General features: G+C 38.9%; 26 protein-coding genes and 2 pseudogenes. 19 read left to right on the forward strand and 9 right to left on the reverse strand.

Annotated features, from left to right (window positions below; all coding sequences use genetic code 11):
- Positions 1-297: 297 nt before the first annotated feature.
- The gene (locus SB775_RS16860) at positions 298-579 is read right to left on the reverse strand and encodes a hypothetical protein (protein WP_061462701.1); all 282 of its coding nucleotides are present in this window, start codon (positions 577-579) and stop codon (positions 298-300) included.
- Positions 580-882: 303 nt separating this feature from the next.
- Between SB775_RS16860 and SB775_RS16865 the strand changes: the two genes are divergently transcribed.
- Positions 883-1,497, forward strand: a complete 615-nt coding sequence (locus SB775_RS16865) for a glucosaminidase domain-containing protein (RefSeq protein WP_176431944.1) — start codon at positions 883-885, stop codon at positions 1,495-1,497.
- Positions 1,498-1,741: 244 nt separating this feature from the next.
- Here SB775_RS16865 and lexA read toward each other — a convergent pair whose 3' ends face one another.
- Positions 1,742-2,365, reverse strand: a complete 624-nt coding sequence (gene lexA, locus SB775_RS16870; protein ID WP_061462705.1) for a transcriptional repressor LexA — start codon at positions 2,363-2,365, stop codon at positions 1,742-1,744.
- A gap of 155 nt (positions 2,366-2,520) precedes the next feature.
- Here lexA and yneA point away from each other — a divergent pair, with 155 nt between their 5' ends.
- The 6 genes from yneA (at position 2,521) to SB775_RS16900 (ending at position 7,069) form a co-directional block, all read left to right on the forward strand.
- Positions 2,521-2,832 carry a cell division suppressor protein YneA gene (gene yneA / locus SB775_RS16875; RefSeq protein WP_061462707.1) on the forward strand — a complete coding sequence of 104 codons (312 nt, stop codon included), beginning with the start codon at positions 2,521-2,523 and terminating at the stop codon, positions 2,830-2,832.
- A 19-nt stretch (positions 2,833-2,851) separates the two neighbouring features.
- A complete protein-coding gene (locus tag SB775_RS16880) occupies positions 2,852-3,508 on the forward strand; it encodes a YneB family resolvase-like protein (RefSeq protein ID WP_061462709.1) in 657 nt (218 codons plus the stop codon).
- 65 nt (positions 3,509-3,573) lie between these two features.
- Complete coding sequence (locus tag SB775_RS16885) at positions 3,574-3,807, forward strand: DUF896 domain-containing protein (protein WP_061462711.1); 234 nt, start codon at positions 3,574-3,576, stop codon at positions 3,805-3,807.
- Between the two features lie 223 nt (positions 3,808-4,030).
- Complete coding sequence (tkt, locus tag SB775_RS16890; protein WP_410862357.1) at positions 4,031-6,034, forward strand: transketolase; 2,004 nt, start codon at positions 4,031-4,033, stop codon at positions 6,032-6,034.
- A 294-nt stretch (positions 6,035-6,328) separates the two neighbouring features.
- Positions 6,329-6,769 carry a sporulation inhibitor of replication protein SirA gene (sirA, locus tag SB775_RS16895; protein WP_061462713.1) on the forward strand — a complete coding sequence of 147 codons (441 nt, stop codon included), beginning with the start codon at positions 6,329-6,331 and terminating at the stop codon, positions 6,767-6,769.
- Between the two features lie 84 nt (positions 6,770-6,853).
- Complete coding sequence (locus SB775_RS16900; RefSeq protein ID WP_034312934.1) at positions 6,854-7,069, forward strand: YneF family protein; 216 nt, start codon at positions 6,854-6,856, stop codon at positions 7,067-7,069.
- Between the two features lie 346 nt (positions 7,070-7,415).
- Here the strand turns inward: SB775_RS16900 and SB775_RS16905 are convergent.
- From SB775_RS16905 to SB775_RS16915, 3 genes and pseudogenes are all read right to left on the reverse strand, one after another.
- Positions 7,416-8,556: pseudogene (locus tag SB775_RS16905) on the reverse strand (zinc-dependent alcohol dehydrogenase).
- A 13-nt stretch (positions 8,557-8,569) separates the two neighbouring features.
- Positions 8,570-8,932 carry a spore coat protein gene (locus tag SB775_RS16910; RefSeq protein ID WP_089363235.1) on the reverse strand — a complete coding sequence of 121 codons (363 nt, stop codon included), beginning with the start codon at positions 8,930-8,932 and terminating at the stop codon, positions 8,570-8,572.
- Positions 8,933-8,942: 10 nt separating this feature from the next.
- Complete coding sequence (locus SB775_RS16915) at positions 8,943-9,158, reverse strand: spore coat protein (RefSeq protein WP_089363236.1); 216 nt, start codon at positions 9,156-9,158, stop codon at positions 8,943-8,945.
- Positions 9,159-9,319: 161 nt separating this feature from the next.
- Between SB775_RS16915 and SB775_RS16920 the strand changes: the two genes are divergently transcribed.
- The 6 genes from SB775_RS16920 (at position 9,320) to SB775_RS16945 (ending at position 12,698) form a co-directional block, all read left to right on the forward strand.
- Entirely contained in the window at positions 9,320-9,523 is a 204-nt protein-coding gene (locus SB775_RS16920; protein WP_061462715.1) for a hypothetical protein, read from the forward strand.
- Positions 9,523-9,822, forward strand: coding sequence for a spore coat protein (locus SB775_RS16925; protein WP_089363237.1), 300 nt, complete (start codon positions 9,523-9,525; stop codon positions 9,820-9,822). The genes SB775_RS16920 and SB775_RS16925 overlap by 1 nt, the downstream gene beginning before the upstream one ends.
- Positions 9,823-10,007: 185 nt before the next feature.
- Positions 10,008-10,427 carry an RrF2 family transcriptional regulator gene (locus SB775_RS16930; RefSeq protein ID WP_061466045.1) on the forward strand — a complete coding sequence of 140 codons (420 nt, stop codon included), beginning with the start codon at positions 10,008-10,010 and terminating at the stop codon, positions 10,425-10,427.
- A gap of 91 nt (positions 10,428-10,518) precedes the next feature.
- The gene (locus SB775_RS16935; protein ID WP_089363238.1) at positions 10,519-10,905 is read left to right on the forward strand and encodes an IDEAL domain-containing protein; all 387 of its coding nucleotides are present in this window, start codon (positions 10,519-10,521) and stop codon (positions 10,903-10,905) included.
- Positions 10,906-10,952: 47 nt separating this feature from the next.
- On the forward strand, positions 10,953-11,267 hold the full coding sequence (trxA, locus tag SB775_RS16940; RefSeq protein ID WP_410862360.1) for a thioredoxin: 315 nt from the start codon (positions 10,953-10,955) through the stop codon (positions 11,265-11,267).
- Positions 11,268-11,573: 306 nt separating this feature from the next.
- The gene (locus SB775_RS16945; RefSeq protein ID WP_410862362.1) at positions 11,574-12,698 is read left to right on the forward strand and encodes an NADH-dependent flavin oxidoreductase; all 1,125 of its coding nucleotides are present in this window, start codon (positions 11,574-11,576) and stop codon (positions 12,696-12,698) included.
- 213 nt (positions 12,699-12,911) lie between these two features.
- On the opposite strand, the gene SB775_RS16950 is transcribed toward SB775_RS16945, so the two are convergent.
- Positions 12,912-13,310: a DoxX family protein gene (locus SB775_RS16950; RefSeq protein ID WP_410862364.1), complete on the reverse strand. Its 399-nt coding sequence runs from the start codon at positions 13,308-13,310 to the stop codon at positions 12,912-12,914.
- A gap of 919 nt (positions 13,311-14,229) precedes the next feature.
- A complete protein-coding gene (locus SB775_RS16955; RefSeq protein ID WP_076368851.1) occupies positions 14,230-14,403 on the reverse strand; it encodes an aspartyl-phosphate phosphatase Spo0E family protein in 174 nt (57 codons plus the stop codon).
- A gap of 264 nt (positions 14,404-14,667) precedes the next feature.
- Here SB775_RS16955 and SB775_RS16960 point away from each other — a divergent pair, with 264 nt between their 5' ends.
- From SB775_RS16960 to SB775_RS16985, 6 genes are all read left to right on the forward strand, one after another.
- A complete protein-coding gene (locus tag SB775_RS16960; protein ID WP_089363243.1) occupies positions 14,668-15,375 on the forward strand; it encodes a cytochrome c biogenesis protein CcdA in 708 nt (235 codons plus the stop codon).
- A gap of 386 nt (positions 15,376-15,761) precedes the next feature.
- On the forward strand, positions 15,762-16,238 hold the full coding sequence (locus SB775_RS16965; RefSeq protein ID WP_089363244.1) for a CcdC family protein: 477 nt from the start codon (positions 15,762-15,764) through the stop codon (positions 16,236-16,238).
- A 155-nt stretch (positions 16,239-16,393) separates the two neighbouring features.
- Positions 16,394-16,699 (forward strand): DUF3219 family protein, encoded by a 306-nt coding sequence (locus tag SB775_RS16970; RefSeq protein WP_061462734.1) that lies wholly within the window; start codon positions 16,394-16,396, stop codon positions 16,697-16,699.
- Between the two features lie 80 nt (positions 16,700-16,779).
- Entirely contained in the window at positions 16,780-17,208 is a 429-nt protein-coding gene (locus tag SB775_RS16975; protein ID WP_410862366.1) for a DUF2621 domain-containing protein, read from the forward strand.
- A 162-nt stretch (positions 17,209-17,370) separates the two neighbouring features.
- Positions 17,371-18,516 (forward strand): exonuclease SbcCD subunit D, encoded by a 1,146-nt coding sequence (locus SB775_RS16980; RefSeq protein ID WP_089363246.1) that lies wholly within the window; start codon positions 17,371-17,373, stop codon positions 18,514-18,516.
- The gene (locus tag SB775_RS16985; protein ID WP_410862368.1) at positions 18,513-21,644 is read left to right on the forward strand and encodes an AAA family ATPase; all 3,132 of its coding nucleotides are present in this window, start codon (positions 18,513-18,515) and stop codon (positions 21,642-21,644) included. The genes SB775_RS16980 and SB775_RS16985 overlap by 4 nt, the downstream gene beginning before the upstream one ends.
- 71 nt (positions 21,645-21,715) lie before the next feature.
- Here the strand turns inward: SB775_RS16985 and SB775_RS16990 are convergent, their stop codons facing one another.
- Entirely contained in the window at positions 21,716-22,123 is a 408-nt protein-coding gene (locus tag SB775_RS16990) for an Hsp20/alpha crystallin family protein (RefSeq protein ID WP_410862370.1), read from the reverse strand.
- A gap of 669 nt (positions 22,124-22,792) precedes the next feature.
- Positions 22,793-23,010: pseudogene (locus SB775_RS16995) on the reverse strand (glutamate synthase); the annotation flags it as partial.
- Between the last annotated feature and the right edge of the window lie 9 nt (positions 23,011-23,019).

The following is a 23,019-nucleotide window of genomic DNA, read 5'->3' on the forward strand; positions in this document are numbered from 1 at the left end:
AAAAAAGGTAGATTTCCTCAGAATAAACTGAGAAAATCTACCTCTATTGGCCCGGAAGGGACTTTTTCAGTGCCCTCCTCTTAATTGAGAGGTTTTTTTAGGTTGAAATGTGGAGGTGTGAATTGGTTTTATTTACTTTACTTTGGGCTATGTTGATTCAGCTAAGTAAAAAGCTAGGCCGTAATTGCCATAAAGGAATGAATATTGGATTGTTCGATGGGAATATAAGCTAGTTTGGTCTCCTGGCAAGAACAAGATTGATGACCCTAGGCGTGTGCTATCATGTATAGTTCAATCCTACTTTTGATAAGATTCTCTATAAGACAAAATACTAGTTTTGAGAGCAGCATAGTTGCCTATGCTTGCATAGCCATAAAACCAGCCCATGAAAATTCCTGCAACCAAATGGTGTCGATGGCTGATGAAAATGGAAATGAATAAGCCTAGAACCAAAGCGATGGCAGGGATGAATTTTGGAGGAATTGGAAACATGACCTTAATAAGTTGAGTAAGTGTCATGATGGTAGGAATGGCTATCACTGCATCCCAAAAGTTTGTATGGATGGTTGGGAAGTCCATAATGTCACCACCTTAGAAGTTTTCACAATTAATTTTTACCATTTACAAAGGATTTATACCATATTAATTAATGCAATATAAACGATTGATCAATGAAAGTTGATACAACAAGTTTCGAAGACTTTCAGAGTTCAATGTGAAGCCGCTCAATGTATGCTGGCTCTTTTTTGATCATAGTGAAGACAATTAACCAAATATCAGTACCTTTTTTGCTGGACATGCTGTCACCCTTTTCATGGTTTAGAATACGATATGAATGAAGATAACCAGTTAAGAAAGTGAGTCCTAATGATGGAGGTTCTAATGAGCAAGGAAACGTTTATTAAGGAAATTGCTCCATATGCCCTGAAAATTCAAAAGGAATTTAAAATTTTGCCTTCTGTGATCATTGCACAAGCTTGTTTGGAGAGTGGATATGGGACAAGCTTTTTAGCAAATCAAGGAAAGAATATATTCGGTACAAAAGGTGATTTTAAGGGCGAGTCAGTCATTATACAAACAATTGAATACGTCAACGGTGCACCCGTTCAAGTATGGAACAAATTCAGAAAATACCCAACATGGGAAGAAAGTCTAAGAGATCTTGCCAATCTATATGTAAAGGGAACTTCATGGAATAGAAGTTTGTATACAGCCGTCATTGGAGAACAAGATTACAAAAAAGCACTCAAAGCAATATTCGATGCGGGTTACGCCTCGGATCCGAAATATATAGAAAAACTGGCGAACCTAATCGAAACAAGCGATTTAACTAAATATGATGAAAGCATCGAAGAGGTCTATCATATCGTCAAAAAAGGGGATTCCGTATCTGCGCTTGCAAAAGCATATGGTTCTACGCAAATGCAGATTCAACAGTGGAATGGATTGGTCGATCTTAACCTTATTAAAGTGAACCAAAGATTAAGAGTGAAATGAACATTTACAGGGAGCGGGGTTTTATCTCGCTCTTTATTAATTTTATGGTTTCATATTTTTCCTAAAGTACATATATCCAGAAAGCGATACCTTGCCTATCAACCGCCATAAATGAATAATGTTTAAATACTCCTATGAAAACACGCTTCTATTAAAAAAATATTTCAAACCTAGTCTTCCAAATGCATAATGATAGAATTTCGGACATAAATTAAACAAACAAAAAAAAGCGCATTTAGCGCTTTTAATGTATTTGTCTATATAAGCCAATTACTTTTCCAAGTATCGAAACATCTCTTAAAATAATTGGTTCCATATTTGAGTTCTCAGGCTGAAGCCTTATGTAATCCGGTTCCTTAAAGAATCGTTTTACAGTGGCTTCATCATCTTCCGTCATGGCCACGACGATATCTCCATTATTGGCACTGCTTTGTTGTTTCACGATGACATAATCTCCATCATGGATTCCTGCTTCAATCATACTTTCGCCCATGATTTCTAGCATGAAAACATGGTCATCATGTGGAACCATGCTTTCGGGAAGCGGAAAGTATTCTTCTATGTTCTCAATTGCAGTTATCGGCATGCCCGCGGTTACTTTACCAAGTAACGGCACGTTCACGACACTAGCTTTGGGGATATTATTCGCTTCCTCCAAGTTCAGTATTTCAATGGCCCTCGGCTTGGTTGGGTCACGTCTTATCAGACCTTTACTTTCCAGGCGGGATAAATGTCCGTGTACTGTTGAACTTGATGCAAGTCCCACTGCTTCGCCAATCTCCCGGACGGAAGGTGGATACCCTTTTTGGCGGACCTCTTCTTTAATGAAATCAAGGATATCTTGCTGCCGTTTTGATAGTTTAGTCATATGTGCACCTCTTCTCCAATGTTCTTTGCCCCATTATAGCATGGCCCCCAATTCTATACAAACATAAGTTCGAATTTAGTTGTTGACTGAAACAAACGTTCGTATTATAATTTTGACATAACATACGAACGAACATTCGCTTTGGAGGGTTATTTATGAAAAAAATATACAAAAATTATGTATATACGATTCTGTTAGCTGGATCAGTATTCATCTTTTCAATTTTATTCTCTTGTACATTGGACAATGATCAAAAAAAGGATTTCCTTTCTATAGAAGTAGGTGAAGGCGACACCCTATGGGGAATTGCCGAAAAATATGATGAAGCTGATTTGACAAAAAAAGAATTCATTGGTTGGATAGAAGAGCATAATGGAGTCAGGGCAGATTCGATTAAACCTGGTCAAGTCATTGTCATACCGGTTAAAGGGGAAGAACTTGTTCAGAATTTGGCAAGTCAGCAGTAAGCAGTGAAGGTAGGGTATTATGAAGGCAATAATCTATTGTAGGGTCAGCACAGAAAAAGAGTCACAGGAGACATCATTGGCAAGGCAGGAAGATGAATTAGTCAAATTGGCCGAAAAGTTGGATATGGAAGTTGTTTCCATAATAAAGGAACAGGAAAGCGGTTATGAGTTAAACCGGGATGGCATTTTTGACATGATCGAACTATTTAAAGCCAAAGAAGCCGAAGTTCTATTAATCCAGGACGAAACAAGACTAGGAAGAGGGAATGCCAAAATAGCCCTTTTCCATGTCATCCTTAAAGAAGACGTGAAAATCTATACGCTCTCACACGATGGGGAAATAGAGTTATCGGATTCGGATGCCATGGTCATCCAGATAGTCGGTATTGTAGAGGAATATCAAAGGAAATTACATAACTTAAAAATAAAACGCGGGATGATAAGAGCCGTTGAAAAAGGCTACCGCCCTCAAAACAATCTTCAGAACCAAAGGAATTCTACTGGAAGGGAACGTATGGAAATTCCCATTGAAGAGATTATTAAACTCCGGGCCAATGGATTGACATTTGCAGAAATCGCAGCCACTTTAAGGGGCTTTGGATACAATGTATCCAAAGCTACGGTGAACAGGCGTTTTCTCGAACATCAACTAAATATACAGGAAAGTCAATCATAGAACTTGTAATTTCGCTTTTTTTTTAATACCATGACAATATCCGCAGATTACGAAGGAGCGAAATTATGCTATCAAAAGAAAAAATAGCCCGTATTAATGAACTTTCTAAAAAGGCAAAGGCTGAAGGTTTAACGGAAGTCGAGGCGAAAGAGCAAACCCAATTAAGAAGTGAGTATTTAGAAACATTCAGACGGTCCATGTCCGATACGTTGGAGCACGTGAAAGTCGTTGATCCAGAAGGAAATGACGTCACTCCTCAAAAGATAAAGAATATTAAAGAAAAAAGAAACTTACATTAATGCTTGGACTATTATCATGAAACACCCCATTTTAAGCTTTAATGATTAAAAAGGGAGTGCATTCATGTATGTATTCTCCTATTTAGCTTAATCTAAATAGGGGACTTCTTTAATTTCCAGAAAATATTGTAATATCGGGGTTGTAAATAGTGTTTTTAGTTGTGATATTATGCTGGTCACTATAATATAAAGAGGTACATTACAGGAAGGGATGTTTTACGATATGTTAGATAAATTAGATGCACTTTCTATCAATACGATTCGTACATTATCGATTGACGCAATTGAAAAGGCTAATTCCGGCCATCCAGGCATGCCCATGGGTGCAGCGCCGATGGCGTACAAATTATGGACTGAATATATGAATCATAACCCGAAAAATCCAGATTGGTTTAATAGAGATCGCTTCGTTCTTTCAGCTGGTCATGGATCTATGCTGTTATACAGCCTTCTTCATTTATCGGGCTATGGCTTATCTATCGATGATTTGAAAAGCTTCCGCCAATGGGGCAGTAAAACTCCAGGACATCCCGAATTCGGACATACCGCTGGGGTAGATGCAACGACAGGTCCTCTTGGACAAGGTATTGCAATGGCAGTCGGAATGGCAATGGCAGAACGCCACTTGGCAGAAAGCTATAACCGTGAATCTTATAATGTGGTCGATCATTATACATATAGCATTTGTGGGGATGGAGATTTAATGGAAGGTGTTTCTGCAGAAGCGGCTTCATTAGCAGGACATCTGCAACTTGGAAGACTTGTCGTTTTATATGATTCTAATGATATATCCCTTGACGGCGACTTAAGTCAATCATTTAGTGAAAGCGTAGCAAACCGGTTCAAATCTTATGGATGGCAATATGTCCGCGTTGAGGACGGGAACGATCTTCAGGAAATTGCCAAAGCGATTGAAGAAGCGAAAACCGATGAGGCACGTCCAACATTAATCGAAGTGAAAACGGTTATTGGTTACGGTTCACCAAACCGTTCAGGTAAATCTGCTGTTCACGGCGCTCCGCTTGGTGCAGATGAGCTGAAGTTGACTAAGGAAGCTTATAAATGGACATTCGAAGAGGATTTCCATGTTCCAGAAGAAGTTTATTCTCACTTCAATGAATCTGTTGTAGAGGCAGGCGCCCAAAAAGAAGAAGCTTGGAATGAAATGTTCAAAAATTACAAAGAAGCACACCCTGAGTTAGCCGAGCAATTGGAGCTGGCAATCAAAGGTGAACTGCCTGCTGAGTGGGATCAGGAAATTCCGGTTTATGAAGAAGGAAAAACATTAGCTTCCCGTGCTTCAAGCGGAGAAGTATTGAATGCAATTGCCAAAAAGGTCCCTAGCTTCATTGGTGGTTCTGCAGATTTAGCAGGATCTAATAATACTGCCATCAAAGGTGAGACAGACCTATTACCTGGTAATTACAGTGGCCGTAATATATGGTTCGGTGTACGTGAATTCGCTATGGGTGCGGCTTTAAATGGAATGACCCTTCATGGTGGATTAAAAGTGTACGGAGGTACATTCTTCGTATTCTCTGATTATTTGCGTCCTGCCATAAGAATGGCAGCACTGATGGGACTACCTGTAACGTATGTCTTCACCCACGATAGCATTGCTGTAGGGGAAGACGGACCGACACATGAGCCAATCGAACAATTAGCATCATTGCGGGCAATGCCCAACCTAGGGGTAATCCGTCCAGCTGATGGCAATGAAACGGCAGCAGCTTGGAAAGTGGCTATGGAGTCTACAAATAAACCGACTGCCCTTGTACTGACTCGTCAAGGGTTGCCAACAATAAAAGATACTTCCGAAACTGCTTATGAAGGTGTTTCAAAAGGGGCTTACATCATATCCGCTGCTAAGAAAGAAGAAGCGGATGCATTACTACTTGCGACTGGTTCTGAAGTGAACTTGGCTGTGGAAGCACAGAAAGCTTTAGCGAACGATGGAATTGATGTTTCGGTAATCAGCATGCCATCATGGGATCGATTTGAAACTCAATCTAAAGAATATAAACAAAGTGTAATCAATCCAGCAGTGAAAAAACGTCTAGCTATCGAAGTGGCTTCACCGTTTGGCTGGGATCGTTATGCAGGTGATGAGGGTGAAATATTGGCCATCAATCATTTTGGAGCTTCTGCACCAGGCGGTAAGATCATGGAGGAATTTGGTTTCACTGTAGAAAATGTAGTTGCTCGTGTTAAAGAAATGCTTAAATAATAGTAATGGGGAACTGACACCAACTAGTTTGGTGTCAGTTTTTTTATCGAACCTTCTAATTGTATGTTGAAAGTGCTCTTATTCTCTGGGATAGCATCCATTCGACAAAAAAAGAAAAAAATTTCTCCAGCAAACAACATATCTTTTTAGTTTGTCAATATATAATGAGAATAAATAATTTTCGTTTAAATGTGTCAGTTAAAGGGGAAAGTCATCAAGGGTAGGAAATAATGGAAGGTCCTGATGGTAAGTTGTTCTGGTGACCAAAATAGGAATGCTAGGAGGCGTTGGCTGATGAGAACCTATCAAATCTTTTTAATCGAAGATGAATTTGCCCATCATTATTATGGAAGAGAAAAGCTATTTTTCAATTTGTTTTTGGAGTATATTCAAGCAAGGGGCAGACTGAAGAGTATTTTGCAAAAACAAATCGAATTTGTCACCAAAACAGTCCCCATTATCCAGTTGCAGGTAGCAATTGAACAACGTTTACAAAAAAAGATGAATTTTTGGTCTCAAAATGGAAAATACTATTTAGAAAAAACAAACGGATCAAGTAAAGCCGTGTTAATCATCCAGGATGAGTCCATTACGCTTAAAGCTGAAGGAGACTATGAAGCGGAGACGGCTTTCTTTGAATGCATTCGAAAATATGAAGCGAGTTTTCTAGCCATTGATTTTGAACACGAAAAATACGGTTGGTTAAAACCGATAAAAGAAAGAAAATTTGTCTAAATGGGGGACTTTTCGGTAGCGGGTATTGTATAATAACCTTTGGTCTAGTACACTGATGTTAGACAACACGAAGGAGGAAATAGTATGTGGGTTTACATTCTAGTTGGCGTACTGGCATTGATTGCTGGAGTAGTGCTGGGATTTTTCATCGCTCGTAAATACATGATGGATTACTTAAAGAAAAATCCGCCAATTAACGAACAGATGCTGAAAATGATGATGATGCAAATGGGTATGAAACCATCCCAAAAGAAAATTAATCAAATGATGAGCGCCATGAATAAACAACAAACAAAATAATAAGCATGAAATACCGCTATTATAACCTTGTTTTTATAAAAAGATAGGATAAATGTAAAGTTATAACGATAAACCACGTAAGGATCGAACCTTCAATTGATTTAAGTGATAATTAAGTTTATCTTCCTTTTTAAACGTAAAGCCACTTTTCCTGGACGAGTTTCAGGAAAAGTGGCTTTTATTTTCGAGTTTGAATATCATTGGTAACAATTTTTAGAATCGGAAGCAATAAAGGTTTTGAAACTAGAGTAGAAGCAATAGTCGCCATGAACTTGTGAACAAAAATAGCTTGAACAACAATACCTGGAGTCAATAAATTCAGTAACCTACAAAATATCACTGCTAGTCAGGGCTTCAGCACCACTTTAATGCATCCGTCTGTCCTTGTATCGAATACTTGATAACCATGTTTAGCTTGATCGATTGGAAGTACATGGGTTACGACATCGCCAGGATCAACCTTTCCTTCAGATATAAGGTTATAGAGATAGGGCATATAAGGGATAACAGGAGCTTGTCCGGTCTTGATATCCACGTTTCTTTGAAATATATCCCCTAACGGAAATCCGTTATAACGCCCTCCGTAAACACCTGTTATTTATTTGAATGGTTCCAGCTTTACGCACGGCTTGCGAGGCAATTACAAGACCACCCATGGCACCTCCATGCAGCTTAAGGCCAGTTGCTAGATATTCCATAGGAGTCATTTTACCGCTCATGCCAGAACAGTCAATTACGATGTCGGCTCCGCCTTTGGTTATTTCTTTGAGATATTCCCCTACGTTTTCATATTGTTCGAAATTAACGATTTCGACTTTATTTGTCCGTTTAGCATGTTCCAAACGATAGTTGAGATGATCGAAGGCAATGACCCTTTTCGCTCCTTTGAACCAAGCGAATTTTTGAGCGAGTAATCCAACGGAACCGCAGCCCAAAATGATAACTGTATCACCAGGTTTAACTCCTGCATGGTCAACGCTCCAAAATGCAGTTGAAGCTGCATCTGCGAGTAATACCAATTTTTCATCTTCTACCTCACAATCTTCCGGAATCTTAAAAGGTGTGAAATTTCAATAAGGAACCCGCATGTATTCTGCTTGTCCTCCCGCATACCCACCAGTTGTTTCTGAATATCCCAAAAAACCACCCATTTCGCCATGAGGGTTTGAGTTATCGCACTGACTTGTAAGGTCGTTCTCGCAATACCAGCAGCTTCCGCAGCTAACGTTAAAGGGGATGATAACACGATCTCCCTTTTTTAACTTATTTACACCTGGACCGACTTCCTCGACAATTCCCATTGGCTCGTGGCCAATAACATAATCAGTTGGCATATTTGGAATCATTTGATGAATCAAGTGCAAATCCGAACCGCAAATGGCTGAAGTTGTAACTTTTACGATAATATCATCTGAATTTTTGATATGGGGGTCTTTAACATCTTTGACCTGCACGTTTTTATTGCCCTGGTAAGTTACGGCTTTCATAAAACTTCCTCCTCTATTTATTTGGCGTTGCGAACATCCCGAGTCTATCTGTATCGTTAGGAAATAACCTCATCCGAGCGATGCTGATTGCCATTTCTGCTGATTTCAAATCCAATTCAACTTGCTTTCCTATATCATTTGGATAAAGCCAGCCTTTACTTATCATTAAATCGGATATTTCGGCATGTAAATCAATGGATTGCTCCATTTGCCGGTATAGGGCTTGTCTCAATTCTGGACTCATTGTTTCCGTTATAGCTATTGCATACGTATGAATCCCGCTTTTGATTGACAGTAGGAAATCGAGGGCAAAAGAAGAATCAGCCATTTCAGGCATATGTTCAGCGCCTTGGGGATCTAAATAATCCATTTCCATAACGTTCACCTCATTGTATATAGTTTGTTCGGGCACCTTGGTAAAAACTTTTCAGTTCATTAATGGCTATTATGGATTGCTGTACGTCTTTTTCCATTAGTGCCTTTAAATCATTATCGAAACAAATTCCTTGCATTAATTTGGATTTCATCAAGCTTATTGTTTTAAAATTTATTATTTCATGCGTCTCCATGGTCTCATGAAAGGCCAGTTTTTCATTTTCCATCCAATCACCCCTTAAGTGTATGTAACAAAAGTAATTTTCCCTATTCAACTCATTGGTATACAGGGGGTCTAGGTTTTACCTTCTTTAAGAAACAATGAATAAGACCATTTGAACAACGAAAGATAAGTAAGTGAATGTAAATGAAAGGAGAGATACTTTTAATGGGAAAGTTAGGACTGCATGAAACGTTAGAGTTGCATGAAATATTGAATTTCAAAAGCCTTTGTCTATCCAAAAGTTCTATAATGAACGGATTAGTTCGAGATACGGAATTAAAAAACATTCTATTACAAGACATCAGCAGCGGCAGAGAGCAAATTCAAAGATTACAGGAAATTCTGGTTAATCAAGGAGAGGGGAAATAATGACCAACTTTTTGCAAAATATGGCGGGTATGAGTGGAATGACCGATCAGGTGATTGCAACTGACTTTCTGATTTCTGCCAAATCAGGAATTAGAAATGCGGCATTCGCTATAACTGAAACAGCTTCACCTGAACTGAGGGCTGCATTACGGGAACAGCTAAAGTCCGCTGTAGAAACACATGGGATCATAAGTGATTATATGGTTTCAAAAGGTTATTATCACCCTCAGGATATGGATGAGCAAGCACAGGTGAATCTTAAAACGGCTAATACGGCATTGGATCTTTCTCAACAATAAGATTTTGACGAGCTTTTGGATGGTTCCACTTTCCAAAAGCTAACTGATGAAGTGCCCTCTATCTTTTGATAGGGGGAAATTTCATTGCGATAATAAACATATCAACAAAAGTTGAGTTTTTTGTGTTGACTTTATCAACTGTAAATATTAAAATTACAGTAATCTCCTTGAGGAGGATGCAAAAAGTGAATAGTGATTTTACAATAGCTGTGCATAGTTTGGTCTATTTAGCTTATCTACCAGATCATATGGCTAGCAGTGAGTCTATCGCAGAAAACGTTTGTACAAATTCGGCAAGGATTCGGAAAATGATGAGCTGCTTACGGAATAAAGGATTTGTTAAGACTAAAGAAGGTGTGGGCGGAGGCTATATTCTGGACTGTAACCCTGAAGAGGTGAGTTTGGCAGATATTTATATAACGGTCTCGCATGGAACCTTGAAGCCAAAGTGGTGTACAGGTAATCCGGAGAAAAAATGTGTCATATCTTCCAATACCCAGGTAGTCATGGATCAAATCTTCGATGAAGCTGAGTTATATTTTGAAAAATATTTAGAAGATATTACTCTCAGCACTTTTTTGGAAAAAATTAAACAATGTCCGTGATGTTGATTTAGTTTTTTCTTTTGTCTTTACTGTACATTTTATTTTTACAGTTAATAATTGATAACAATAGAATATAAAAGGGGTGTTAAAAATGGCCGGAAATAATCAGTTAAATAATGGGGATTGGGTGCAGGGAAGATCAAGAGATGGAGAACTTATCCATGGTTACATTGAAACGGTAAGCGCGAATCGAGAAATCGTTAAAGTGAATGTGGTGGAAAGTGACAATGAAAAAGCGGTCGGGAAATCGATTTGGATTCCGAGTAAATGGACTGAAAAGCTGCCTGATCTAGAAATCAGTAACGAAAGTCATCTTTTGGCATTAATTGATTTGGCTTTACTATCTAAGGATGAAACATGGTTTATGGAGTTATCCGGTAAATTGGAATCGATTAAAATCCATCCGAAAATAAATATCAGGAAATCCGAGTTTCTTATCCCGGGAAATAGAATCGGGAAACTTGATTTAAATAGATGATGAGTCAAAAACCATAATATATCGGATAATACAAGGAGGACATGATCATGACAATAGAACATGTAACAGATGATAATTTTGCTAGTGAAGTCAAGGAAGGTTTAGTACTGGTTGATTTTTGGGCACCGTGGTGCGGACCATGTAAAATGATTGCCCCAATCCTTAATGAAATTGATGTTGAAATGGGTGATCGGGTTAAGATCGTAAAATTGAATGTGGATGAAAATTCAGCTACGACAAGCGATTATGGAGTGATGGGAATTCCGGCCCTTATTCTTTTCAAAGATGGAGAAAAAGTAGATCAGGCAATTGGCTTACAGCCTAAAGAAGCCATTGCGGCATTGATTGAAAAGCATGCATGAGTAGTATGTGTTAAATAAAGGCTCTTTTCGTAAAGATTGTTGTTTTTAAAACGAAACTATTTAAGGTTGATTGGAGCGGAAGTGCGAGACTCCTGCGGGAGCAGCGGGACAGGTGAGACCCCACAGGCGTTTACGCCGAGGAGGCTCACCGCCCGCTCCAAGGAAAGCGAGCATCTGGAGGGGAAATCAACCACAACTCACTACCTGGTAAATAGCAACAAAGTATGTGAAAACAGCCTAAATAAAAAAAGGACTTATACCGACCAATACCTGTAAAGGGTTGGTAACAAAATGGAGGATTACTAAATGAATTCTAAATTTACACCATTATTTGATTCGTTCAATCTAGGAAAAGGGATGGAAGTGAAAAATCGGTTGGTGATGGCGCCTATGACAAATTTCTCTTCGAATCCTGACGGGACTGTAACCGATGCAGAAGTTAACTATTATGAACGTCGGTCTGGCGGGGTAGGCATGGTAATAACAGCTTGCACATACGTGACGGCCAATGGTAAAGGTTTTCATGGTGAATTTGGCGGAGATACGGATGAAATGATTCCTAGTTTACATCGTTTGGCTTCTGCGATTAAAGCAAAAGGTGCAAAAGCAATTCTACAAATATTTCATGGCGGCCGTGAGGTTCCACCGGAATTAGTACCAAATGGTGATGTTGTAAGTGCAGGCAATATTCCGTCGGAAGGCGAAGGGAAACCTGTTCCACGTCCACTAACTGAAAGAGAAATTGAATCGATCATTCTCGATTTTGGTGAAACCACTCGACGAGCGATTGAAGCTGGATTTGATGGTGTTGAAATTCACGGTGCCAATGGTTATTTACTCCAGCAATTCTTTTCACCGCATTCAAACCGTCGTGAAGACAAGTGGGGCGGATCGCTTGAAAAACGTCTGACTTTCCCATTAGCGGTTGTGGACGAAGTGAAAAAGGCTGTTGCTGAATATGCCAAAAATCCGTTCATCGTAGGATATCGCTTTTCACCGGAGGAGCCTGAAACACCAGGAATCACCATGGATGATACACTTGCATTGATTGATGGGCTTGTATCAAAAAATATTGATTATCTCCATGTTTCATTAATGGATTTCTGGTCGAAAGCAAGACGGGGAGTCGAGGCTGACCGACCTCGGATAGAAATTATAAAAGAACGTGTCGGAGATCAAGTTCCTGTCATCGGCGTTGGTTCCATCTATACAGCGGATGATGCAATCAAAGCACTGCAATCAGGGGTTCCGTTAATCGCATTGGGCCGTGAACTTATAATCGACCCTGAGTGGGTACAAAAAGTGGAACAAGGCAGGGAAACTGAAATCGTGACAAAAATAAACAAGGATAATCAGCAGCAACTTGATATTCCAGATCCATTATGGCAAGCGATCATCCATTCTCCAGGATGGTTCCCGGGGATTGAATAGGAGTTGTCTCCGTATTAATTAAACGTTACTATTTTGTCACAAGAATTCGATAACACTCGGAAAAAGTGAACAACAAAAAGAAGACCCTGTCATTATGATGATCAGGTCTTCTTTTTGTTGACATTCACTTCCCCTGCAAGAGGATGCCGGGATGAAAAAAACACGGAGTGGGGCGAATCCACTCCATGTTTTCGTAATGATTAATTTTTCATCTTAAAATAGAAAGGTATCAAGTGAGTATGGTCCAGCTCCGGTTATCGCAACGCCAATCGCCACTGCAAGAATGGCAAGATTATATTCATAACCGTTTTGAGTTGCCCAGTAGCCATTGGCTCCATGGACTTTAACGATCGCAACGAGCATTGTAAGCGCAATTAATATACCTGCAAAGGGTGTAAGGAGACCTAAAGCAAATAAAGCTCCTCCAATAAACTCTGAAAGACCAGCAAATAGTGCCATCGTAACTCCTGGTTTCATCCCGATCGAATCAAACCAGCCTCCTGTGCCTCTCAAGCCATGACCGCCAAACCATCCAAACAATTTTTGAGCTCCATGTCCAACAAACGATAACCCGATTACTACACGTATAACTAATAAACCTATACCAATCATTTATGATGCCTCCTGAAATTTTATTTTGATTAAAGATATCTTTAATTCGAGATTTGATTTTAAAAAAAACATGGGTTTTTATCTCGAGTTAAAATATCTTTAATTAAAGATAATGTAATTTGAGTGTTTTGTCAACATAATTTTAATTTACATTTGAATGATTGCTGTGGGGAAAAGGGAACGAGGTTTCTATATTAAAGGGAGATGTGATTTAAGTAATTACTCGTGATTTTCACACTTTTACTCGTGATAAGTACATGGAATTCAATTTTATTTACGAGGGCGCCGACCTGAAAGTACAATTAAGGAATTATTTAAGAACACAGGCCGCTCATTACTTAAGATGTTTAAATAAGGCTGTTTTCACATACTTTGTTGCTATTTACCAGGTAGTGAGTTGTGGTTGATTTCCCCTCCAGATGCTCGCTTTCCTTGGTGCGGGCGGTGAGCCTCCTCGGCGTAAACGCCTGTGGGGTCTCACCTGTCCCGCTGCTCCCGCAGGAGTCTCGCACTTCCGCTCCAATCAACCTAAATAGTTTCGTTTTAAAAACAACAATCTTTACGAAAAGAGCCTTAAATAATGAACATTTGCAATATGATTGGTTTCCCTTATATTAAAGGGTGGAACTAAGGTAGGAAGTCTTTTGACTATTAATCCGGTTGGTGCTTCCATCTTAGCTGGATTTCCTATTGTTCCTGTTGTGACAAACTAGAACCGACACACGATGTTAATGTTGAAATGTGCATCCTTTTTAATGCAAAAACAGGCAGTGCGCCCGTAGCGTTTGCCTGTTTTTTATATAGAAAGAAAAGTTTATTCTTATGTATTCGAATGGAGAAAGAATCGAAAAAGGAGAGATTGACCGGTAAAATAAATCATATAATAACATGGGTGGTTATCAATGGGAGATGAACGGGATTAAAAACCTGTACCAGTTTTATAAAAAAGTTCATTATATTTATTTAATAATTGATCAAGTTGCTGGCTATATTCAACGGCAACATGGGAGTTTAAACCATCTTTAGCGACAATCTTGATAAGTTCATTTCTCTTTAATTCAATCTGTTCGAGAAATTCATTCTTTTTAGCCATTATATTTCCTTTCTGGCCCCAACATTTTTTCATGGTACCCTTTATTTATGTGTTCTGTTGTAAAATTTGTATGAATATAACAATTATATCGGCTCGGACTAATGAATTCAAATAAGTTAACTTAATGAAAATTAAGCAGTGGCCCCCTTCTCCTTTAAATGTTTGGCATTTAGTTGTCATTAAATATTCACAGTTCCATAAATGTATTTTTTTATCTTATTTGTTACAATGTTTATAGGTTGACATACATAGGAGTGAGCTCATTTGAATGATATTAATATGTTTTTAGCTTTTGGGGCGGGCTTCTTGAGTTTTATTTCGCCATGCTGCTTACCGCTCTATCCAGCCTTTTTATCTTATATCACTGGTATGAGTGTTGGTGAAATCAAATCCGAGAACGCCATGCTCCAAAGTAGAAGTATGCTGCATACTCTATTCTTCCTTCTTGGATTTTCTCTAGTTTTTATTGCAATTGGTTTTAGTACGACCTTTTTAGGTTCTTTTTTCTCGGAATACAAAGAACTGATTCGTCAGATTGGTGCGATCCTGATTATTATTTTTGGATTATTCATTGTAGGAATCTTTCAGCCGAAATCTTTGATGAAGGATAGTCGTTTTGAATTTAAAAACCGACCTGGCGGATATATAGGTTCGATTCTTATCGGACTTGCTTTTGCGGCTGGATGGACGCCTTGTGCTGGCCCACTATTGGGTGCTGTCATCTCTTTGGGTGCGACTAACTCTAGCGCTGCCATGAGTTATATGACTGCCTATATATTAGGCTTTGCCATCCCGTTTTTCATATTATCCTTCTTTGTCGGAAAATTGAAATGGATCAAAAAGTACAGCCAATACATCATGAAGATTGGCGGATATTTAATGATTGTAATGGGTGTGATTTTGTTTTTTAATTGGATGACCAAAATAATAGCAGTCCTGTCTAGACTATTCGGTGGCTTTACGGGGTTTTAGTCCATAATAAGTTATTTTTTCAAAATTATTCTAATGGGAGTTTCCTTGATTAGGTTTTATTGTGCTGTTCGAAATTTGATTCGAACTGGTGACGATGGATATTACCATGCCAATCATGAAGAAATTAAGAAGAAAATTTGGGCTGCAAAGGATATAATTATATGCTCGATGGGTCAGCAGAAAAATGGTTGTTGTAGCTTGGGCGAAAGATTTTTATCGTCAAGCCTTTTGTCGAGAGCAGGGTATTAAATGCCATCAATAGGTCGCTAAATTAAAAACACGCTCCTTGTTTATCTCAAATAGGTAATATATACTTTGTTTATTCATTGAAGTCATATATAATTTTTAATGGTACTTACCTATTTTTAATTAAAAGGGATGGTTTGATGATATATATATCAACAGGTATAGCGATTGTGATGGCTATGGGTGTTTTCATGTTACGGATGAAGGAAACGAAAAAACCAGTGAACGAAAAGAAAATCATCTTACCGCCGGTGTTTATGAGTACGGGTGCTTTGATGTTTATTTTTCCAATGTTCCGGGTCACTCGATATGAATTATTGGAGGCTCTTGTTGCAGGGATGTTGTTTTCCATCCTATTAATTAAAACATCCAAATTCGAAGTTAGAGATGAAAAAATTTATATCCTGCGCTCTAAAGCGTTTATATTCATATTGATTGGTCTCATGGTGATACGGCTGGTGGCGAAACTGATGCTGGGAAGCACGATTGAAGTCGGCGTCTTGAGTGGTATGTTTTTCTTACTTGCATTTGCTATGATCGTTCCATGGAGAATTGCCATGCTATATCAATACAAAAAAGTCAAAGCTGCCAGTTTAAGTGGAAGTAATATGGTGTGATACATGTAAAATAGGATCAAAGGGATAATCCAGGAAACCTGAGTCGATATCATAATGACTCAGGTTTTTTGAGCTTTTCGAGGCTGAATCATTGGCGCAGGAAGAACCCTAGTGATAACATGGCTTTAACCACATTTAAAGGAGATGTTGATAAAATGGTAGATGAGGTCATTTTAAATGATGTTCCACTGCATGTTACTGATTTTCTTACTGAAAATGTAAAGGATTCTGAAGGAAGAGAAATCAGAAAAGTCAGTTTTAATTTCAAGGTTACAAATAGTGAATATCATGATATTACAACACTGCTTTATCAAATGGTATTTGATTTAAAGATTCCTCAGTCAAACGAGGAATTTCGAGCAGAGATCTTTAACTATGCGACTTCGGTCACGAATCTATATGAAGAAAATGCCGTAGGGGATTTTTCACTGGTCTTGCTGGAAGTGAACGATCCGGAATGATTACATTGCCAGTCTTGTAAAGATATGGGTTACTGTCTATAATAATAGTGACGATCATTCTATACATATGAGGTGGTACTTTGCTTAGTGGATGGTTTTTATGGTTTATTCTATTTTGGGTAGCCCTTTTAATTATTTTGATGAGCATAGGTGGCTTTTTCATGTTTCGAAAGTTCCTGAAAAGATTCCCCAAAGAAGACGGGAAATCCGATATGGATTGGGAAGAATACTATTTGGACCAAACAAAGCACTTATGGTCAAATCAACAAAAGGAATTACTCGAAGATTTAGTGAGCCCTGTACCGGAACTTTTTCGTGATGTTGCACGCCATAAAATTGCGGGGAAAATCGGAGAGTTGGCGTTAAAGGAAAAAGTGGGCGATATTACGGAAGATCTAGTGATACGCGGCTATATCATTGCCACACCAAAACGTGACCATAAATTTTTACAAAAAAAATTAGCTGAAAGAAAAGTGAATATGGGTCCATATGAACACTTATTCAGCTAATGATGAAAAGGGCAGACTCTTTTGAGTTTGCCTTTTTTTATTCTGAATAATTGAAAAGAATGGGACAGTGTGGTAATAATTAGAACGTTTGTACCCAAGCCATGCTATTCTTTAAATTTTTGATATAATAATAGTAAGTAAAAGTGAGGACGGAGTGAAACTATGAAATTTATCCATACGGCTGATTGGCATTTAGGGAAAATCGTACACGGGGTACATATGACAGATGACCAAAGGCATGCCCTTTTGCAATTCATAGAAATTGTTGAAGAAGAAAAACCTGATGCGGTTGTGATTGCCGGTGACCTTTATGATCGTTCGGTTCCGCCGACTGAAGCTGTGGAGCTTCTTGATGAAATCCTTTATACGATTAATGTGAAAATGAATACACCAATCGTTGCAATATCGGGAAACCATGATTCTGCGGAAAGGCTTGCATTTGGTTCATCATGGTATCGTCATAGTCAGTTATACATTCATGGGAAATTGACAAAAACATTTGAGCCGGTTCGCATTAAGGGAGTGAATTTTTATTGTGTTCCATATGCAGAACCTGGAACGGTTCGCCATCTTTTTGAAGATGAAAGTATCCATTCCCATCAAGAAGCGATGAAGCGGATAACCGGAATGATTGCAGAGACTTTCAATAAGGATGAACCGAATGTCTTCGTAGGACATGCTTTTGTATTAGGCGGAAAAACGAGCGATTCAGAGCGAGTTTTGTCAGTAGGTGGTTCCGGATGTGTTTCATCAGACTTATTCGATGCGTTCGATTATACGGCACTTGGACATTTACATAGTCCTGACGCGATACGTCATCCAAAGGTGTTTTACTCTGGATCACTATTAAAATACTCTTTTTCTGAGGCCAAGCAAAATAAGTCGCTTTCCATTGTCGATATGCAAGAAGATGGTAGCTTCGATATACGCTATCGATCTTTGGCGCCCAAGCTGGATATGAGGGAAATATCCGGAACGATGGAAGAGTTACTAGATTCCGCTTTTTATCAATTGCAAAAAAAGGATGACTACTTGAAAATAACATTAAATGACGAGGGGTCACTCATCGATCCGATTAATCGTTTGCGCCAGATTTACCCGAATGTACTTCATCTGGAACGAAAATGGGATTTGACCGACCTTAGAAGAAAAAAATCCTTCTCTTCTGTAAAAGATGAACGGAAATCAGAATTGGACTTGTTCGAAACGTTTTATCAAGAAATGACAGATCGGGACTTTGATTCTCAAAAGCAAGATTTGATGGTTTCGGTAATTGAAGCCGTGAAGAAAGAGGAGGCTTTGAAATGAGACCCCATATTTTAACGATGCAGGCATTCGGACCATATGCAGGGAGGGAAACCATCGATTTTAATTCCCTTGGAGAACGGACCATGTTTGTCATCTCTGGAAAGACAGGCGCAGGGAAAACAACGATATTTGATGGGATCAGTTTTGCGATTTATGGAAAAGCCAGTGGTGAAGACCGAAGCGGGCAAGATTTACGGAGTCAGTTTGCTGAAGATGATGTGATGACGGAAGTCTCGCTGCAATTTACCCTGCGTGGGAAAACGTATTGGGTGACCCGGTCACCGCAGCAGGAACGAAAGAAAAAAGCAGGAGAAGGAACGACAACGGTTGGAGCAAAGGCTGAATTATATGAGATATTGGCTGAAGGAAAAAAATTGCTTGGTGCGAATGTGCGTGAGGTTGAGGAAAAAATCAAATTACTCATTGGACTTGATGCCAATCAATTCCGGCAAATCCTGATGATTCCACAAAATGAATTCCGAAAACTGTTAACTTCCGACAGCAAAGATAAAGAACAGATTCTCCAAAAATTATTTCATACTGAACTTTATAAACGAATCGAAGAAAAATTAAAAGAAGAGGCTACCATCCTTAGAAAGCAAAGTGAAAAAAGCGCTCAGAGGAGAATTGAATTAATGAAAGGCATCCAGCCTGGTAATCATGTAGAATTGCAGGCACAATTGGAAGCGGAGGTGCCTAACGAACAGCTGATCTTACCACTGTTACAGGAAGTCATTTTGGCAGCGGCAGAAAAAAATGAGGATGTAAATAAACAAATACAGGAAAAGCAAAAAGCTCGTGATCAAGTAAATCAAGAACTTTCAAAAGCTGTCGATTTATTAAATCGATTTTCGGAAAAAGAAAAACTTCGAAAAGAAAAAGAGGCCCTTGAAGAAAAGCTGCCAGAAATGGAACTAGTGAAAGTCCAAATGAAAATGGCACACAAAGCGGCATCACTTGAAAAGCAGGAACAATACTATTTGCGAATTGGCAAACAAGTGCAAGATGCGAATGCCGAACTTCAAAAGTTAAGCGAGCAGTCCGAGAAGTTACGAACTGAGCGCATTGAGAAGCAGGATTGCTATGATAAGGAAATGTTGAAGGAAAATGAAAGAGAGCAGGCAGTCCGAGCTGTTCATCAGCTTGAGCAGGTAAAAGAGGCTGTCATGACTTTTGCAAGCTTAAAAGCACAGGTTACCTTAGATGAAAAAGAGTGGCAAACTTGTAAACGACTTCGTGAAAAAACTGTTTCGGAACATCTGTCGGTCGAAGTGGAAGCTGAGAAAGTCGCTCAAGAAAAAACAGAAGCGGAAAAAGCGGCTGTTCTTTATCGTGATCAGGAAATTGAAGCAGAAAGAAATCATTCAGCTTTATCGAAAATTAAAAAGCTTCAAGAAGTTCTTTATGAAATCCAGAATACGAAACGAGTGCTGGATGAAAAGAATAATCGGTTCCAGGAGTTACAAAGAATACACATTCAGGAGAAGGAAAAACTGGAAACCCTGAACCGAAACTGGCGATCAGGCCAAGCGGGTATGCTTGCTTCCATGCTGCACTCTGGAGAAAATTGTCCTGTGTGCGGTTCACAAAGTCATCCAAAACCAGCACAGATGCATGAGCATATGCCGACGGATTTGGAGATGAAAGAGCAAGAAAACAAGCTGAAAACGGCGGAACAACAAAAAAGCCAAGCCGAAAGTGAATATTATCAGGCGAAATCCAAATATGACGCATTGTTGGAGTCTTCACAAGAGAAGCTAAGTGACTTACAAAATGACATGCCGGAGTTTAGGAATGAAGATATTAATGAGCATTTGCTGCAGTTTGTACAAAAAGGAAAAGTGCTGCAAGAACAGCTAAAAGAATTGATGCGGAAAAAGTCAGTATTAAATGATCTGGAAAAAAGGTTGCTGGATTTAAAAGAGAAAGCATCCGAGCTAAAGGAAAATCTGATTTCTTTAGAGAGAAAAGAGGACCAAGGGAAAACCAGGTATATTGAAAACTCGACAAAACTGACAGGATTAACCGATTCCCTGCCAGACGGAATACGGACAGAGGAAGAATATAATGTAGCTTATCTAATGGCTGTAAATACGCAGAAACGCTTACAATCGGCCTTGGAAAATGCACAAAAAAACCTTCAAATGGTGAAAGAAAAAGAATCGGCAATCAATGCAAAAAAAGAATCCCTAAGTGGAAATATAGAGGCATTAAATCAAGAATTGAAAGAGGAACGGGAAAAGTTAATTACGGATATGACCAATCAAGGCTTTTCCAATTATAAAGAATATACAGCAGCCAAAAAGTCGGAAGCGGCTCTTGGGAGTTTAGAGGACCAAGTGCTGCAGTATAATCAAAATTGGCAAAGTGTTTTAAGTCTGTTTCATGATTTGGAAATGAAGTTAAAAGATGTAGTCAAACCGGACCTTGAAGGATTGAAAAAGACATTTGATTTCATAGATGCAGAATTGGAGTCGCTACGCCAAAATCAGAATGAATTACATGCCGAAAAAAGGACTAATGAAGAAATCGAAAGGAAATTGGCGCATATCAGGGAAGATCAGAAAAATCTGGATGAAAGGTACAGTATCGTCGGTCATCTGTCTGAGATTTCCAAAGGTCAAAACTCCTTCAAAATAACTTTTGAACGTTATGTACTGGCAGCCTTTTTAGATGATATCTTAAAAGAAGCCAATTCAAGGCTGCTGAAAATGACAAGCGGAAGATATCAGTTATTGCGAAAGCTTGATCCTACACGAAGGAATATCCAGAGCGGTCTGGAGTTATCTGTGTATGATCAATATACAGGACAAGAGAGGCATGTCAAAACCCTTTCGGGAGGAGAGAGCTTTAAGGCATCCCTTGCACTTGCTTTGGGTCTTGCGGATGTCGTCCAGCAGAATGCAGGCGGGATCTCACTCGAAACGATGTTCATCGATGAAGGTTTCGGTACCCTCGACCCTGAATCTCTTGATCATGCGATTGAAGCATTAATGGATATACAAAGCACCGGGAGATTAGTCGGGATAATTTCTCATGTTCCAGAATTAAAAGAAAGAATAGATGCCCAGCTCCAAGTCATCTCGACACAAAAAGGGAGTCGTACGTCCTTCTATTTTGCTGGATAAATCAAGAAAAAAAGAATGGCTAAGGAGTGAAAGTGGCTCCCATGCCATTCTTTTTAATTTTTAGGAATGAACTACTCTATGTTAATATCATCAGCTGTTTTTCCGGGGGAAAACTTATGGATGCGAATCACCAATATTGGATTTGAGAATTCAGCGGTAATTCTTCGTGAGCAAATCGAAAAGGGGAAAGGGATTTTTCTCTGTGTGGGTATTGTATCCGCTTTTTTTTCAAGTAATGGCTTATGAGAATCATCAACGATGATCGATAGCTCATTATCACGTAAACAAACTTTAATATCTTTCACATCATGATTTTCCAAAACCGCTTCCACCATATACTCATCGTCACTTTCGTATATATCAATTGAAAAAAGTTGATGATCCAACGCACAAGTTTCCGGATCCAGAAAAAACTTTTTTACCCATTCATCAAACTTTTCAACCTCATTCATTTGCAATCCATGTTGATTGTCTTGCATGTTGATACCCCCGGTTTTCCTTTGTTGTATTATATGTTGAATTATGAATGTGGTGATTGATAAAGTGAAAATGGATGATGGAAAGATACAGGAAAACGTGGTTCAAAAAATGCAGGAATATCAATGTATAAAAAGTATCCAACGATTTTTAGAAAAGTAACCAAAGCACAGGAACGAGGGCTGTGTGTGTATTAACGGGAATCATAAAGTAGAAGGAAGCTAACAGTGATGAAAAATTCTAAATGAGTTGGTCATCTCTTTATTTACTTGATCATTTTGATCTATAACGCGTCACCTCCATCTTAATATTCAAAACTAGGCTTTACTGCTGTCGAAATGAACAAGCTCAATCCTTGTTAGTACAGTTATAAATATCATAAGGAATGTAATTTTTAAATAACTCACCGCCGCCTCGTATTGGAATCTTAATGAAGAAAATACGCCCTCTTATCACTTCCCGATATAGTGGAAATTGCTGTTGTTGCTGTAAAGGCACCATAACCCAAAAAGACGCTCTTTAAAGCGCCCGATTGCTTGCATTTAATGATTGAAAGAGATCACGATATTTGTAGATTAGCTTTTCATAGGATGTCGACTTCTTACTCTTTTTCTTCTGATTGGTCAAAATAGCAAACCTTACTTTAGGGTGAAAAAGGTGGAGGGGGGCGCTATTAATCGATCAAAGAAGTGTGGAAACAATTCCTCAATTGCTGCTTCTCTCCTTTTAATAAAACATGAGAATGGTAGCTTTATGGCACTCTTTTGCCTAGCGGCTTTTCCGTCCATCTTTCACCTGCTTCCAAGATGATTAATTCTCGAAAAGTAATAGGGCTTGGCAGCTGTTTCCCTGCGATGCTTCCTCCGATAATTATTGCTTTCTCCAATATGATTCGTCC

It is taken from the genome of Peribacillus sp. SIMBA_075, assembly GCF_046534585.1.

Excerpts from the sequence above, each read along its gene's own strand:
- SB775_RS16860 (WP_061462701.1), bottom strand. The coding sequence starts at position 579 with ATGGACTTCCCAACCATCCATACAAACTTTTGGGATGCAGTGATAGCC.
- SB775_RS16865 (WP_176431944.1), top strand. The coding sequence starts at position 883 with ATGAGCAAGGAAACGTTTATTAAGGAAATTGCTCCATATGCCCTGAAA.
- lexA (WP_061462705.1), bottom strand. The coding sequence starts at position 2,365 with ATGACTAAACTATCAAAACGGCAGCAAGATATCCTTGATTTCATTAAA.
- yneA (WP_061462707.1), top strand. The coding sequence starts at position 2,521 with ATGAAAAAAATATACAAAAATTATGTATATACGATTCTGTTAGCTGGA.
- SB775_RS16880 (WP_061462709.1), top strand. The coding sequence starts at position 2,852 with ATGAAGGCAATAATCTATTGTAGGGTCAGCACAGAAAAAGAGTCACAG.
- SB775_RS16885 (WP_061462711.1), top strand. The coding sequence starts at position 3,574 with ATGCTATCAAAAGAAAAAATAGCCCGTATTAATGAACTTTCTAAAAAG.
- tkt (WP_410862357.1), top strand. The coding sequence starts at position 4,031 with ATGTTAGATAAATTAGATGCACTTTCTATCAATACGATTCGTACATTA.
- sirA (WP_061462713.1), top strand. The coding sequence starts at position 6,329 with ATGAGAACCTATCAAATCTTTTTAATCGAAGATGAATTTGCCCATCAT.
- SB775_RS16900 (WP_034312934.1), top strand. The coding sequence starts at position 6,854 with ATGTGGGTTTACATTCTAGTTGGCGTACTGGCATTGATTGCTGGAGTA.
- SB775_RS16910 (WP_089363235.1), bottom strand. The coding sequence starts at position 8,932 with ATGGAAATGGATTATTTAGATCCCCAAGGCGCTGAACATATGCCTGAA.
- SB775_RS16915 (WP_089363236.1), bottom strand. The coding sequence starts at position 9,158 with ATGGAAAATGAAAAACTGGCCTTTCATGAGACCATGGAGACGCATGAA.
- SB775_RS16920 (WP_061462715.1), top strand. The coding sequence starts at position 9,320 with ATGGGAAAGTTAGGACTGCATGAAACGTTAGAGTTGCATGAAATATTG.
- SB775_RS16925 (WP_089363237.1), top strand. The coding sequence starts at position 9,523 with ATGACCAACTTTTTGCAAAATATGGCGGGTATGAGTGGAATGACCGAT.
- SB775_RS16935 (WP_089363238.1), top strand. The coding sequence starts at position 10,519 with ATGGCCGGAAATAATCAGTTAAATAATGGGGATTGGGTGCAGGGAAGA.
- trxA (WP_410862360.1), top strand. The coding sequence starts at position 10,953 with ATGACAATAGAACATGTAACAGATGATAATTTTGCTAGTGAAGTCAAG.
- SB775_RS16945 (WP_410862362.1), top strand. The coding sequence starts at position 11,574 with ATGAATTCTAAATTTACACCATTATTTGATTCGTTCAATCTAGGAAAA.
- SB775_RS16950 (WP_410862364.1), bottom strand. The coding sequence starts at position 13,310 with ATGATTGGTATAGGTTTATTAGTTATACGTGTAGTAATCGGGTTATCG.
- SB775_RS16955 (WP_076368851.1), bottom strand. The coding sequence starts at position 14,403 with ATGGCTAAAAAGAATGAATTTCTCGAACAGATTGAATTAAAGAGAAAT.
- SB775_RS16965 (WP_089363244.1), top strand. The coding sequence starts at position 15,762 with ATGATATATATATCAACAGGTATAGCGATTGTGATGGCTATGGGTGTT.
- SB775_RS16970 (WP_061462734.1), top strand. The coding sequence starts at position 16,394 with ATGGTAGATGAGGTCATTTTAAATGATGTTCCACTGCATGTTACTGAT.
- SB775_RS16980 (WP_089363246.1), top strand. The coding sequence starts at position 17,371 with ATGAAATTTATCCATACGGCTGATTGGCATTTAGGGAAAATCGTACAC.
- SB775_RS16985 (WP_410862368.1), top strand. The coding sequence starts at position 18,513 with ATGAGACCCCATATTTTAACGATGCAGGCATTCGGACCATATGCAGGG.
- SB775_RS16990 (WP_410862370.1), bottom strand. The coding sequence starts at position 22,123 with ATGCAAGACAATCAACATGGATTGCAAATGAATGAGGTTGAAAAGTTT.